At 65.0% G+C, this 12,290-nt stretch carries 14 protein-coding genes; 5 read left to right on the top strand and 9 right to left on the bottom strand.

The genetic code is table 11. The features are described from left to right. Positions 1–224: 224 nt before the first annotated feature. Positions 225–1,226 carry an NAD-dependent epimerase/dehydratase family protein gene (locus tag ASE85_RS09310; RefSeq protein WP_056687046.1) on the bottom strand — a complete coding sequence of 334 codons (1,002 nt, stop codon included), beginning with the start codon at positions 1,224–1,226 and terminating at the stop codon, positions 225–227. 171 nt (positions 1,227–1,397) lie between these two features. On the opposite strand from ASE85_RS09310, the gene ASE85_RS09305 reads away from it, so the two are divergent. Both ASE85_RS09305 and ASE85_RS09300 read left to right on the top strand, forming a co-directional pair. Beyond that, a complete protein-coding gene (locus tag ASE85_RS09305; RefSeq protein ID WP_056687043.1) occupies positions 1,398–2,534 on the top strand; it encodes a GNAT family N-acetyltransferase in 1,137 nt (378 codons plus the stop codon). Then, a complete protein-coding gene (locus ASE85_RS09300) occupies positions 2,531–3,400 on the top strand; it encodes a cupin-like domain-containing protein (RefSeq protein ID WP_056687040.1) in 870 nt (289 codons plus the stop codon). The genes ASE85_RS09305 and ASE85_RS09300 overlap by 4 nt, the downstream gene beginning before the upstream one ends. Here ASE85_RS09300 and ASE85_RS09295 read toward each other — a convergent pair. From ASE85_RS09295 to bla, 3 genes are read right to left on the bottom strand one after another with little or no spacing between them, the layout of a single operon-like run. Further along, positions 3,378–4,445, bottom strand: a complete 1,068-nt coding sequence (locus tag ASE85_RS09295) for a GNAT family N-acetyltransferase (RefSeq protein ID WP_056687037.1) — start codon at positions 4,443–4,445, stop codon at positions 3,378–3,380. The genes ASE85_RS09300 and ASE85_RS09295 overlap by 23 nt on opposite strands. A 39-nt stretch (positions 4,446–4,484) precedes the next feature. Then, the gene (locus ASE85_RS09290; protein ID WP_056687035.1) at positions 4,485–4,850 is read right to left on the bottom strand and encodes a DUF962 domain-containing protein; all 366 of its coding nucleotides are present in this window, start codon (positions 4,848–4,850) and stop codon (positions 4,485–4,487) included. Between the two features lie 55 nt (positions 4,851–4,905). After that, the gene (bla, locus tag ASE85_RS09285; RefSeq protein WP_056687031.1) at positions 4,906–5,961 is read right to left on the bottom strand and encodes a class A beta-lactamase; all 1,056 of its coding nucleotides are present in this window, start codon (positions 5,959–5,961) and stop codon (positions 4,906–4,908) included. 109 nt (positions 5,962–6,070) lie between these two features. Between bla and ung the strand changes: the two genes are divergently transcribed. Beyond that, the gene (ung, locus tag ASE85_RS09280; protein ID WP_056688594.1) at positions 6,071–6,784 is read left to right on the top strand and encodes a uracil-DNA glycosylase; all 714 of its coding nucleotides are present in this window, start codon (positions 6,071–6,073) and stop codon (positions 6,782–6,784) included. Positions 6,785–6,898: 114 nt separating this feature from the next. Beyond that, positions 6,899–7,258 carry a glycine zipper 2TM domain-containing protein gene (locus ASE85_RS09275; RefSeq protein ID WP_056687029.1) on the top strand — a complete coding sequence of 120 codons (360 nt, stop codon included), beginning with the start codon at positions 6,899–6,901 and terminating at the stop codon, positions 7,256–7,258. 123 nt (positions 7,259–7,381) lie between these two features. On the opposite strand, the gene rpoZ is transcribed toward ASE85_RS09275, so the two are convergent. Next, entirely contained in the window at positions 7,382–7,726 is a 345-nt protein-coding gene (gene rpoZ / locus ASE85_RS09270; protein WP_056687026.1) for a DNA-directed RNA polymerase subunit omega, read from the bottom strand. A 127-nt stretch (positions 7,727–7,853) separates the two neighbouring features. Here rpoZ and ASE85_RS09265 point away from each other — a divergent pair, with 127 nt between their 5' ends. After that, the gene (locus tag ASE85_RS09265; RefSeq protein ID WP_056687023.1) at positions 7,854–9,056 is read left to right on the top strand and encodes a phospholipase D-like domain-containing protein; all 1,203 of its coding nucleotides are present in this window, start codon (positions 7,854–7,856) and stop codon (positions 9,054–9,056) included. Positions 9,057–9,090: 34 nt separating this feature from the next. On the opposite strand, the gene ASE85_RS09260 is transcribed toward ASE85_RS09265, so the two are convergent. The 4 genes from ASE85_RS09260 to ASE85_RS09245 form a co-directional block, all read right to left on the bottom strand. Further along, on the bottom strand, positions 9,091–9,456 hold the full coding sequence (locus ASE85_RS09260) for a hypothetical protein (RefSeq protein WP_056687020.1): 366 nt from the start codon (positions 9,454–9,456) through the stop codon (positions 9,091–9,093). 172 nt (positions 9,457–9,628) lie between these two features. Continuing rightward, entirely contained in the window at positions 9,629–10,189 is a 561-nt protein-coding gene (locus tag ASE85_RS09255; protein WP_056687018.1) for a hypothetical protein, read from the bottom strand. Then, positions 10,182–11,534, bottom strand: a complete 1,353-nt coding sequence (locus ASE85_RS09250) for a sensor histidine kinase (RefSeq protein ID WP_056687016.1) — start codon at positions 11,532–11,534, stop codon at positions 10,182–10,184. The genes ASE85_RS09255 and ASE85_RS09250 overlap by 8 nt, the downstream gene beginning before the upstream one ends. Beyond that, positions 11,527–12,237 carry a response regulator transcription factor gene (locus tag ASE85_RS09245; RefSeq protein ID WP_056688591.1) on the bottom strand — a complete coding sequence of 237 codons (711 nt, stop codon included), beginning with the start codon at positions 12,235–12,237 and terminating at the stop codon, positions 11,527–11,529. The genes ASE85_RS09250 and ASE85_RS09245 overlap by 8 nt, the downstream gene beginning before the upstream one ends. Positions 12,238–12,290 lie beyond the last annotated feature (53 nt).

The following is a 12,290-nucleotide window of genomic DNA, read 5'->3' as shown; positions in this document are numbered from 1 at the left end:
CGTGTCGTCTTTCCCTCGTTCCGCGACCCCTAGCCGGTTTTGCAACCAGCATGGGATGATGGCTTACGCCGTTTCAGGCACTTATGGCAATCTATTTTGCAAGTGCGAAAGAAAATTGGAAGGGTCGAAACGAGACAAACCAGAATGGCACAAGATGAAGCGAGCAATATCAGCGACAAACAGCGGAACCTTTCAGGGTTCCGCAGGTGCACCGCACCATGATGTCATGATGCAGCATGGTAGTCGCGATACCATTGGACGAATCGCGGCACGCCCGAGTCGATTCCCGTGGTGGGCGCAAAGCCGATATCCTGCGATATGGCGCTGATGTCCGCATAGGTCGCATGGACATCGCCCGGCTGCATCGGCTGGAAATCGATCTGCGCCTTCCTGCCGATCGCATCCTCCAGCACGGCTATGAGGTGCATCAGTTCTTCAGGCTGGTTGTTGCCGATATTGTAGAGCCGGTGCGGCGCACGGCTGCCTCCCGCCTTGGCCGCGCCATCGTCCGCCGGCGGATGATCGAGGCAACCGATGATGCCGCTGACGATATCGTCGATATAGGTGAAGTCGCGCTGCATCCGGCCATGATTGAAGACCGGGATCGGATCGCCCGCCAGAATCTTTGCGGTGAAGATCCACATGGCCATGTCGGGACGCCCCCATGGACCATAGACGGTGAAGAAGCGCAGCCCGGTCATCGGAATACGGAAGAGATGGGCGTAGGTTTCGCTCATCAGTTCGTCGGCGCGCTTGGTCGCGGCGTAGAGCGAGACGGGATGCTCGACCCGGTCCTCCACACGGAAGGGCAGCGTGTCGTTGCCGCCGTAGACGGACGACGAGGAGGCATAGACCAGATGCCGCACCCGCCGCTCCCGCGCCAGTTCCAGCATGTTGACATGGCCGGCCAGATTGGAGCGGACATAGGCATGGGGATTGATGAGCGAATAGCGCACGCCCGCCTGTGCGCCCAGATGGACGATCGATTCGATCACCTGATCGGCAAGCGCCGCATGCAGCGCGTCGAGATCGGCAAAGTCGAGTTCGTGGAAGGTGAAGAGGCGGCCATGATTCGCCTGGAGCCGGGCGATGCGATCGCGCTTCAGCGAGACGGGATAATAGTCGTTCATATTGTCGATGCCGACCACGGCATGGCCCTGCGCCATCAGTCGATCGGCGACGTGCATGCCGATGAATCCGGCGGCTCCGGTAACGAGGATCGTCATGAATGTCCCTCTCGGCATGGGTGCAGGCGCGCGGCCATTACCCCCGTCTCGACCAATCCATGTCGGCTTGTAAACCCCCCTTCCTGTATCGCCGGGCCGTGAACGGGCGGCGACTGGCAGGCTTTTCGGCATCTTTACCGCACTCTAATCTTTGTCGCCTATGGCAGGGCCATGGACATGGCATACCATCCTGCGCTTCCGACCGCCGTTCCCGCCGCAAGCGGGCAGAGCCAGCGTGCGCGCTGGCTGGCGCTGGCGCAGGACGCCGCCGAAGCCAACGCCTTCTACGCGCCCGACATGCTGGGCGCGGCGATCGACCATCTGGCCGCCGGGCAGGATGTGCATCTGATCGAAGTATATGACGGTGATCGCCTGATCGGGCTGCTGCCGGTGGTACGGCGAGCGCGGCACGGGCGACTGCCGATCGGTTGCGTTGCCAACTGGATGCACGATCATGGCTTTTTTGGCGCACCGATCATCCGGCGGGGCGACGAGATCGCGGCCTGGCGCGGCTTTCTGGCGCAACTGGACGCGGCGCCCTGGGGCGGGGGCTTCCTGCATCTGGAGGGGCTGGATGCAGCGGGCGCCAATGCGGCCGCGCTGGAGGCGCTGTGCGTCGAGCAGCGGCGCGGGCGGCTGGAGATCCATCGCTACGACCGGGCGATGCTGCGGTCGGACCTGAGTGCGGACGCCTATTGGGAAACGCATGTCCGATCCAAGAAGCGCAAGGAATTGCGACGCCTGCAAAAAAGGCTGGCCGAACTGGGCACGGTCGAGACGCGGTTGCTGAGCGCGCAGGACGATCTGGCGCTGTGGTGCGATGATTTCCTGGCGCTCGAAGCGTCGGGATGGAAGGGACAGGAAGGGACGGCGCTGGGATGCAGGCCCGCCGACGAGGCTTTCTTTCGTGCCGCCTGCGCTGCCGCCTTCGAGGCGGGGCGGCTGCATATGCTGCGCGTCGACCTGGACGGGCGGGCGATCGCGATGCTCGTCAATTTCCGCCATGGCGAGGGCGCCTTTTCCTTCAAGATCGCCTTCGACGAATCGCTGGGCCGCTTTTCGCCCGGCGTGCTGATCGAGATCGCCAACCTTCACGCGGTGCAGGACGATCCGACGATAGGCTGGATGGACAGTTGCGCCGCCGCCGATCATCCGATGATCGACAGCCTGTGGGCCGAACGGCGGACCATCGTACAATATCGTATCGCACTGCACGGCAGCGGCATGGCACGGTTGCAGCGCAGCGCCGCCTTCGCCATCGCCAATGGCGTCGAAGCGCTCGCCAGAAGACTGAAAGGACAGGCATGACCGCCCATAGCCCGATCGCGCCGGTCGCTGGCGCCATCTTCCCCGATGAAGCGCGCACCATCTTTGCCGCCGCCTATCCCGACCAGTCGACCAAGCTGAGCCATGGACTGGCAGGCCATGGCCTGCTGACGCTGGACGCGCTGGCGACGCTGGCGGAGCGCATGCCGGCAACGTCGGTGGAATATAATCTGGGCAAGCTGCCGTTGGGCGTGACCGCCGAAGACACGCCGACCAACGGGCTGACGCTGGGCGAGACGATCCGCACGATCGAAACGAACGGTAGCTGGGCAGTGTTGAAGAATGTCGAGCGCGACCCGGCCTACGCCGCGTTGCTGGACGATGCGCTGGCGGAACTGGAGCCGATCGTGGCGAGCAAGACCGGGTCGATGCTGCACCGGGAAGCCTTCATCTTCCTGTCCTCTCCCGGCAGCGTGACGCCGTTCCATATGGACCCGGAGCATAATATCCTGCTCCAGATCATGGGGCAGAAGACGATGACCGTCTTTCCCGCGCGCGACGACCATCTGGTCCCGGCGCAGAAGAGCGAGGATTTCCATGGCGGCGGGCATCGTAACCTGATCTGGCAGGACGGATTCAAGGCGCGCGGCAAGGCTGTGCGCCTTGAACCGGGCGATGCCATCCATGTGCCGGTGAAGGCGCCGCATTTCGTCGAAAATGGCCCGACCGTGTCGGTCAGCCTGTCGGTGACGTGGCGGTCAGAACGCAGCGTAGCCGAGGGCGAACTGCACAGCTTCAACGCCCTGCTGCGCAAGCGTCGCTTGCCGGTCGGGACAGTCAGCGCCCAGCCTGAGACGCAGGGTATCCGCCGGCTGGTCTATCGCATCATGCGGAAGCTGGGCGCCTGAGCAGGCGGCGGAGCAGCGATTCGGCTTCGAGGCGGGGACTGAACCGTTCCAGCACCCACCATTCCAAGGTTTCCTCGCAGGTGGCGAGACTCTGCTTGTAGCGATCCTTGCCCGCCAGCAGGGAATAGCGGCTGAGGTCGCGGGCGGCATAATGGCCGACCGCCGCAGCATGGCAGAGCAGGCCCGGCTTGTCCTTGGCCGTGCGCGGGCTGGCGAAGGCCGACTGATAGTTCATCGCCGCGCCGCGATGGACGAAATTGACCAGCAGCCCGACCACGCCGCCAGCATCAGTGAAACGCAGCAGCTCGACCGCGCCGGTGGGCAGGCCGCGCGCAGCGATCGCGCCGACGAAGTTGCGAAAGCTGGCATCGTCCCACGCATTGTCGGCATGACGGCCACCATTGAGCGCCGCCATTGCCTCCAGCCAGGGGCCGATATCGTCCAGCGTGCCGATACTGACGTCGGGGAGCGGGCCGCCATGATCCTTCATCGCGCGCCGGATCTGGCTGCGCGTATTGCTGCTGAGCAAGGAGAGATAATCGCCATCGGCGACGCGCACGGCGTCGAGATCGACCTGATAGACCGGCGAATGGTCGACGCGGGTGCGGCGGCGGGCCGGCAGGGCGAGCAGCGGCGAATCGGGCGCGATGCCGCTCAGCCGCAGTGCGCGCCAGTCGCGGCGACGGGTCAGCGCGGCCAGAGCAGCGGCGGTCGCTTCCGCCTCCCGCCCCTTCTCCACCAGCAGGCCATTATATTCGACATAGGGCCGATCGGCCTGTGGATCGCCCGACTGGTTGAGGCTGAGCGTCGCCACCGGGCCGAGCCGTCGCGGCTCCATCGCATGGCCGACCAGCGCCAGCGCCACATCGGCCCCTGACGCGTCCGTGACGGCGAGCAGGTCGGGCCTTACCCCATAGCTGTCGAGCCAGGCCGACACCCAGGTCCATCCAAGGAAGACGCTGCCGTCCGATCGCGCCTCCAGCGCCTGCCAGCGCTGCGCCAAAGTCGCCCGGTCGGGCTGCGAGAAGGTCGCGGATACTGTCATCGCGCCCCTTGTGGCAGAGCGCAGGAACCGGTCAAGTCGTCAGGCGGAAAGGCGGCGGGCGGGATCGACCGTGCCGTCCGCGCGCACCCCGGCGCGGGCCAGATCACGGCCCATGCGGCCGGTAAGGAAGCGGTACCACATGACGAAATCGGCGCGCAGCGACCAGAGCGGATAGCGAAAGGTCGCGGGACGATTGCGTTCGATCAGGCCATGGCCGGCCCAGGCGAAGCCATAGCCTGCCAGCGGCACCGCCGCCGCCATCCACCAGCCGCCGGCAAAGGGCAGGCTGGCAAGCAGCCCCACGACCAGGCTGGTTCCGGCATAATGGAGCGCGCGGGTGCCCGGCCGCGCATGTTCCTGTAAGTAATAGGGCCAAAAGTCGCGGAAACGGGTGATGCTGGTCATGCGTCTCTCTCTGGCATCCTCTCCGAAGCCAGCGTAGCGGTCGAATCGATCTATGTTAACCGTTATGCGTCAGGCCGTGCGCCCGGTCGGGAGCGTAAAGGAAATAATCATAGGCGGCGCGAGATGCTTCCGCGATGATCCGGTCGCGCGACACATGGCCCTTGCTGTCCTTCATGACGAAGGCGACGATGGCGAAGCGGCGGCCGTCGGGCAGGCGGACGATGCCGACATCATTGCCGGTACCGTTGAGCGAGCCGGTCTTGTGCGCAACCGCCGTACCGGGCGGCAGCATGCCGATGATCCGCGCCTTGCCGGTTTCGCAATGGGCCATGATGGTGAAGAGCCGCTGGGTGCTGGCCGCCGACAAAGCGCGGCCCGATTCATAGGCGGTGATGAGGTCGAGCATCGCCGTCGGCGTAGCGGTATCCTGCGGTTCCATCGCGAAGGCGAGATTGGGCAGGTCGCGGATATCGCGCGTGACCAGTTGCGGATCGGCCCGGCGCGCGGCGTCGGCATTCTGACGGAAGCTGCCCGAGAGCGGATGGATGCCCATGGCGCGGTAGAGAAGATGCGCGGTATCGCTATCGACGCGCAGGCCGGTGACGCCGAGCTTCTGCACGAAGGCGGTAATCGCCTGCGGACCGCCAGCGCGCGCGACCAGCACGTCGGTCGCATTATTGTCGCTCTTTTGCAGCATCAGTTCCAGCAACCGATCGACCGACAGGGTCGCGCCGGGGCGATTGAACATCCAGGCAATGCCGCCTTCGCTCGCCAGCGCGGGATCGAGCGCGAGTTGGTCGTCCAGCCGCACTTCACCGGCATCGACCAGTGCGAAGATACGCCCGGCCACGGCGACCTTGTAGGCACTGGCCATCGGGAACAGCGTGTCGCCGTTCAGCGCCTGCGTCTCGCCGGTCTGGAGATCGCGCACGGCAACGCCGACCGTGCCGTCGGACAAGGTCGCGAAACGGGTAAATTCGGCCAGCAGCTTGGCCTCGGCGGTTTGCTGGACCAGCGGCTTTGGCGGCGGGCCGAAGGCGTCGGCGCTGGGCAGGGGCGCAAAAAACAGGCCCAGGGCGGCCAGCAGGCTGATCGAACGGTGAAGCGGCATGGATGTGCTGTTACGGATAGCGGCGCGCGAGGCAAGAGTCTTTACCGTGATCGCGCCCCGCAAATGCGCCCGGTTGACAGGCCTTTGCGCCACGCGCCATCTGGCCGGCATGAGCGATACCATCAAGCTGGACGAAAGCTGGCGCGCGCCGCTGGCCGAACAATTTGCCGCCCCGCACATGCAGGGCCTGAAAAGCTTTCTTCAGGCCGAGAAGGTGGCGGGGAAGCGCATCTTCCCCAAGGGCGGCGAATATTTCCGCGCACTGGACCTGACGCCGCTGGATCAGGTGAAGGCGGTGATATTGGGGCAGGACCCCTATCATGGCGAAGGTCAGGCGCATGGCCTATGCTTTTCGGTGCAGCCGGGGGTGCGGACGCCGCCGTCGCTCGTCAATATCTACAAGGAGATGGAGACGGACCTGGGCATCCCGCGCGCGCGCCACGGCTTTCTGGAGCATTGGGCCAGGCAGGGCGTATTGCTGCTGAACAGCGTGCTGACGGTGGAGATGAGTCGCGCCGCGTCGCATCAGGGCAAGGGCTGGGAACTGTTCACCGACGCGATCGTCCGGCTCGTCGCACAGAAGGAGGAGCCGGTCGTCTTCCTTCTGTGGGGCGCCTATGCCCAGCGCAAGGCCGGCTTCGTCGACCAGAGCCGTCATCTGGTGATCAAGTCCGCCCACCCTTCCCCCCTGTCCGCACATAACGGTTTTCTGGGATCGCGGCCCTTTTCCAAGGCTAATGCCTTCCTGGAGGCGAAGGGGCGCGGGGCGATCGACTGGGCGTTGCCGGAACTGGATGGCGAGCAGCGGGGGCTGTCCCTTTAAGGACAGAATTTGCTTAGCTGAACGGTGGATAACAGGGCGGTTCAGGATCGTCACAAGCGGGGCATGCCATAACTCGAATCACAGTCAGAGATTACAGGTTCGAGGAGAAACATAATGTTCATTCGCAAGGCCATCATGGCCACCGCCCTGGCCGCCGCCACCATGACAGCCGTCATCCCGTCGGCCTCTTACGCCCGCGATCATGACCGTCGTGGCCATCATCGCGAATATCGTGGCGATCGTGGCGATCATTATCGTGGCCAGCGCTATGCCGACCGCCGCGACTATCGCGACAATCGCCGCTATGGCTGCCGCAAGTCGGGCGGCACCACCGGCCTGCTGCTGGGCGGTGTAGCGGGTGCCCTGCTGGGCCGAGCTGTCGATACCCGTGGCGACCGTGCCCCCGGCACCATCATCGGCGCTGGCGCCGGCGCGCTGGCCGGCCGCGCGATCGACCGCAACGGTAGCTGCTAACAGCGATCCATAGAGAAAGGCGCGGAGGGCATCCCTCCGCGCCTTTTGCGTTTCCAAGAAGGTCGAGGCCCGGTCCCGCTTGCGCGGGCCGGGCCTCTTTCCCTCTCCAAACTGGCAGGGCGATCAGCCGTCGTAATCGCCGCCGATATTCTGGTTGCGCGGCGGCGCGGCGGCGGTGAGACGCAGCGCCTCCGCCGACTGGGCGATCGAGCCGATTTCGTCCGGCGTATCGTCATCGTCGATCTGCACCTTTTGCAGCGAGGCGACGACCGACGCATGGAGATCGGCGGGCAAGACGGTTTCTTCGGCGATTTCGCGCAAGGCGACGACCGGATTCTTGTCACGGTCGCGGTCGAGCGTCAGCTCGGCACCGCCGGAAATTTCCCGCGCACGCTGGGCGGCGAGAAGGACGAGGTCAAAACGGTTGGTAACCTTGTCGACGCAATCTTCGACTGTAACGCGGGCCAAACAGGGCCTCCTGCTAACAAGGAATGGAAAAATTCTGAACCGATCGCCTAGCAGCACCCCTCCGCAGAGTCAATGAAAAGGCCATAAAGCCATGGCGGGGTGTCATTAAAAGAGGCATGGAGGCGCGATGGCGACCATCGAGCCTGCCCCTGCCTGCACCGAAGCGGATGATATCCGCCTGTCGCTGCACGGCAATCATCTGCGCCTGATCGCGGACGGCCCCGCCCTGCGTGATGCGCTGATCGCCCTGATCGACGGCGCACGTCATAGCCTGAAGCTTTATTATTATATCTTTGCCGGGGATGGCAGCGGGACGCTGGTTCGGGACGCGCTCATCGCGGCGCGCGACCGGGGCGTCACGGTGACACTGATGGTCGACGGGTTCGGATCGTCCCATACCCCCGACAGCTTCTTTGCGCCGCTGGTCGAGGCCGGCGCGCATTTCGCGCGATTCGGCACCAGCCGCACCACCCGTTATCTGATCCGCAATCATCAGAAGATGGCGATCGCCGACGATCGATGCCTGTTGATCGGCGGCTTCAACGTCGAGGACGGCTATTTCGGCATTCCTGCGGAGGATTGCTGGCGCGATGTCGGCCTGCTGATCGAGGGGGATCGGGTCGAGGCGATGAGCCGCTGGTATGGGCAGTTGTGGCGCTGGACGGCGACGCGCCGGCACCGTTTCCGCACTTTGCGGCACATGGTGCGGCAATGGCATCCCTCGCTCCATCATCATCCGGCTGACCCGTTCCGCTGGCTGATCGGCGGGCCGACCCGGCGCCTCAGCCCCTGGGCGCAGGTGGTGAAACATGATCTGGAGCAAGCCGGCCGGGTCGACATGATCGCCGCCTATTTCTCGCCGGGGCGCGGCATGCTGAAACGCATCGCGCGAGCCGCGCGGCGCAAGGGCGCGCGCCTGATCCTGCCGGCCAGGTCGGACAATGGCGCCACCGTGGCGGCCGCCCGGTTGCTCTATGGGCCGTTGCTGAAACGCGGGGTGGAGATTTTCGAATATCAGCCCTGCAAGCTGCACATGAAGCTGATCGTCATCGACGATGCCGTCTATGTGGGGTCAGCCAATTTCGACATGCGCAGCCTGTTCATCAACCTGGAGGTGATGCTGCGGATCGAGGATGCCGGCTTTGCCGCGCAGGTGCGCGATTTTATCGCGCAGGAAGCCGGAGCCAGCCGCGCGATCGAACTGGAGGCCTATCGCGCCGGGCGCAGCGGCCTTTCCCTGCTGAAACAGTGGATCAGCTATCTGCTGGTCGGGGTGCTGGACTATACGGTGACGCGGCGGCTGAATTTTCGCGACCCCGACGACGATTGAAGGGGCAGGTCGCGCCCACCCCTTCCACAATCTGTCAGCGTCCATTGTCCGTCAGGACGCGCACTTCGCCGACCGGATAGCCCTTTTCGGCCATTTCCTTGGCATAGTCGCCACGGGCATCGGCCAGTTCGGCGCGATATTCCTCCCAGGCGTCGCGATTATCCTCTGCATCGGACGCGCCACGCAAATCCTTGGTCAGTTCCTTGCGCGCTTCGGCCAGGTCGGTCTGATAGTTGAACCAATAGTCGTTTTCGACCCCGGCGATCGGCGCCTGATAGACGAGCTGGGTTTCCACCTGCGCCAGTTGCTCTTCATAGCTGACCGGGCCTTCCTGTGCGATTGCGGCGGCAGGGATCATGGCGATCAGGGCAGCGGCGGCGAGAATCTTCGAACGAGTCATGGGCACTTCTCCTCTTTCGATCTGAACCATGACGGGCACAACGCGCCAACCCCGGCCTTTTTCGCCTGAACGGATGTGCAGAATGGACGAAGTGAGAGATGCAGGCGACGAGCCGTGATGTGGATATCACCGCTCCATCGCAATTTTTCCGCCTGAAATCAAGTAGATGCTGTTAACGGACGACCAGATAGAAGGCCGCCGGTGCCGGGCCGCCATTTTCGATGACGATGTCATAGCGGTCGGTGAAAAGCGGCAACCAGATGCAGTCGGCCTGCGATCCGCCGACCGGCTTGGCGCAGAGCGTATTGCCGTCCGCGCCCTGCACCCGCATCGACAGATTGGCGGCGCCCCGCGCGGGCGCGACCGATATCTGGGCCCGCTGCCCCGCGAGGAACAGTTGGCGCACGGTGACGCTACCCCCCGCGTTGAGCGAGCCATGGCGATAGGCCGGCCCCAGCGCACGACCGCGAAAGCCAAGGCCCGAATCGGTAACGCCATGGTCATGGGCCTGCTGCGTCCACTGCGTCGCCAGATCGTCCTGTCCGTCAGCGGGCGTCGCACCCAGCGCCTTGAGTATCTGCGCCGTGTCGAGCAGCGCCGCATGATTGCCTGCGCCCTCTGCCGCATCACCCTCCAGCAGGGTGCGTAATACGGGATCGGACGGCGACAGGTCCGCCGCCGGCGCAGCGGGGCCAGCAGCAAGCAGCAATCCGGACAAGAGCAGCCTAATCATCGCGAACCTCCGGCTGGAGCACGAAGCGCGCGCCGGGCGCGGCGTCCTCCACATGCAGCGACAATATATGCCGCTCTGCGATCGCCCTGGCGAGCGCCAAGCCAAGGCCATGCCCGCCACCCCGCGCGCCGTCAAGCCGGACATAGCGTTCGAACACCCGTTCCCGATCGGCGGCGGGGATGCCCGGCCCGTTATCCTGTATCACGATGCGCGGCCCCGGCGCCAGTTCGAGGATGATCGAGCCGCCGCTCGGCACATATTTGAATGCGTTATCGAGCAGATTGGACATGAGGCGCGTCATCTGCATCGGATCGGCGCGGCAGCGCACCCCCGGCGCAATCCGCGCGTGGAAGCCGATCCCCATATCCTCGGCACTGGCGCCGTAGAGATCGGCCAGGCTTTCGGCGATGTCGCTGAGATCGACTTCGGCAAGGCCGCGCGGATCGCCGCGCATCGCCTGCGTCCCCGCAATGTCTAGCAGCGAATCGAGCAGGCGGACGACGCCACGTATTTCCCCGCGCGACTGGTCGAGCGTACGCAGCAGGGCGACATCCTGCGTGCTTTCCATCGCTTTGAGGATTCGGGTGTCGAGGTGCATCAGCGGCGTGCGGATTTCATGCGCGGTCTGGTCCGACACAGCGCGTTGCGCCTCCACCAGTCGTTCGACCTGATCGAGCATGATATTGGTATTGCCGGCCAATTCCGCCAGTTCGTCATTGCCCCCGGCCCCCGGTGCGCGAGCGGCGATCCGTCCGGCCCGTACGGCGGCGAAGGTGGCGTTCACCACCTCCACCCGCGCGCGCAGGCGTCGGGCGGCGAAATGCCCCGCCACCAGGCTGAGCAGCGCGATGCCCGCGCCGGCGACGGCGAAGGCCGTGGCAAGGCGGCCGAGCAATGCCTGCCCGCGATAGCTGCTGCGCCCCACCAGCAGGCGGGCGCCGGTGCCCAACTGGGTGGCGCGGGCGAACATGCGGTCGCCATCGGGCAGGGTGATATAGCGCGCCTCCGACACTTCGGAGGCGATGACCGGCCAGCGATCAAGATTGCCGGCGAGGCGACGACCGGCCGGGTCGGTCAGCAGATACCAGCTGCGCTCGCCATCCTCCCGGTTCATGGCGAGCCGGTCGGCGATGCGCGCGCGCAATTCCGTCACGTCGCTGCTGAGATAGATGTCGGCAAGGCCAGCGAGGTCGGTGTCGACTTCACGCGCCAGCATCGCCCGGCCGTCATCATCCACGATCTTCTGCACCACCAGGAACAGCGCCAGTGTGGAGAGCAGGCTGACCAGCAGCGCCGAAAGCGTAACCCGCCCGAAGACCGAGCGGAACAGGCCGGGTCTAGGCAAGGCCCGGTCCCGTCGCCGCGATCAGCCGGTAGCCGGTGCCCCAGACGGTTTCGAGTACCGGCCCGTCGAACCCGTCTTCCAGCTTGCGGCGAAGGCGGCCGACATTGACGTCCACCACGTTGGTCTGGGGATCGAAGCTGAGTTTCCACACCTGACGCAACAGCATTTCGCGCGTCACCACTTCGCCGGCATGTTCCATCAGATAGCGGAACAGTTCGAATTCCTTGGGCGAGAGCGGCAGATGCTTGCCATGACGAAAGGCCGTGCGCGCCTTCACATGACATTCCAGATCGCCGAACAGCAGCACCGGTTCATGGCTACGGCGGTTGGCACGGCGCCAGAGCGCGCGGACGCGGGCGACCAGTTCGTCCGGCTCGAACGGCTTGGCGAGATAGTCGTCGACGCCGCTTTCAAGCCCCTCGACCCGATGTTCGCTGCGGCCGAGCGCGGACAGCATAAGGACCGGTGCGCCGACGCCCGCGACGCGCAGGCGGGTGACGATGTCGATGCCCGACAAATGGGGCAGCATGCGGTCGAGGATGATGACGTCGTGGCTGCCGCCGCCGGCGCGGTTAAGGCCGGTCGCGCCGTCGATCGCCTGTTCCACCACCATGCCGGCGCCGCCGAGGATGGCGGCGATATTGGCGCGCGCCGCCTCGTCATCTTCCACCAGCAATACCGAAATTGCGTCCGCCTGCGCCATCATGATCCCCCCGCTCGCAGATAACGCGAAAAGCCGCCAGTGACAAAGCCTGT

Source organism: Sphingobium sp. Leaf26 (genome assembly GCF_001421665.1).
Classification (GTDB): domain Bacteria; phylum Pseudomonadota; class Alphaproteobacteria; order Sphingomonadales; family Sphingomonadaceae; genus Sphingobium.
Note: the sequence above shows the minus strand (reverse complement) of the source record. Positions and strands in the feature narration are given on the sequence as shown.

What these genes read in the sequence shown, in the direction of transcription:
- ASE85_RS09310 (WP_056687046.1), bottom strand. Translation starts at nt 1,226, where the DNA reads ATGACGATCCTCGTTACCGGAGCCGCCGGATTCATCGGCATGCACGTC.
- ASE85_RS09305 (WP_056687043.1), top strand. Translation starts at nt 1,398, where the DNA reads ATGGACATGGCATACCATCCTGCGCTTCCGACCGCCGTTCCCGCCGCA.
- ASE85_RS09300 (WP_056687040.1), top strand. Translation starts at nt 2,531, where the DNA reads ATGACCGCCCATAGCCCGATCGCGCCGGTCGCTGGCGCCATCTTCCCC.
- ASE85_RS09295 (WP_056687037.1), bottom strand. Translation starts at nt 4,445, where the DNA reads ATGACAGTATCCGCGACCTTCTCGCAGCCCGACCGGGCGACTTTGGCG.
- ASE85_RS09290 (WP_056687035.1), bottom strand. Translation starts at nt 4,850, where the DNA reads ATGACCAGCATCACCCGTTTCCGCGACTTTTGGCCCTATTACTTACAG.
- bla (WP_056687031.1), bottom strand. Translation starts at nt 5,961, where the DNA reads ATGCCGCTTCACCGTTCGATCAGCCTGCTGGCCGCCCTGGGCCTGTTT.
- ung (WP_056688594.1), top strand. Translation starts at nt 6,071, where the DNA reads ATGAGCGATACCATCAAGCTGGACGAAAGCTGGCGCGCGCCGCTGGCC.
- ASE85_RS09275 (WP_056687029.1), top strand. Translation starts at nt 6,899, where the DNA reads ATGTTCATTCGCAAGGCCATCATGGCCACCGCCCTGGCCGCCGCCACC.
- ASE85_RS09265 (WP_056687023.1), top strand. Translation starts at nt 7,854, where the DNA reads ATGGCGACCATCGAGCCTGCCCCTGCCTGCACCGAAGCGGATGATATC.
- ASE85_RS09260 (WP_056687020.1), bottom strand. Translation starts at nt 9,456, where the DNA reads ATGACTCGTTCGAAGATTCTCGCCGCCGCTGCCCTGATCGCCATGATC.
- ASE85_RS09255 (WP_056687018.1), bottom strand. Translation starts at nt 10,189, where the DNA reads ATGATTAGGCTGCTCTTGTCCGGATTGCTGCTTGCTGCTGGCCCCGCT.
- ASE85_RS09245 (WP_056688591.1), bottom strand. Translation starts at nt 12,237, where the DNA reads ATGGCGCAGGCGGACGCAATTTCGGTATTGCTGGTGGAAGATGACGAG.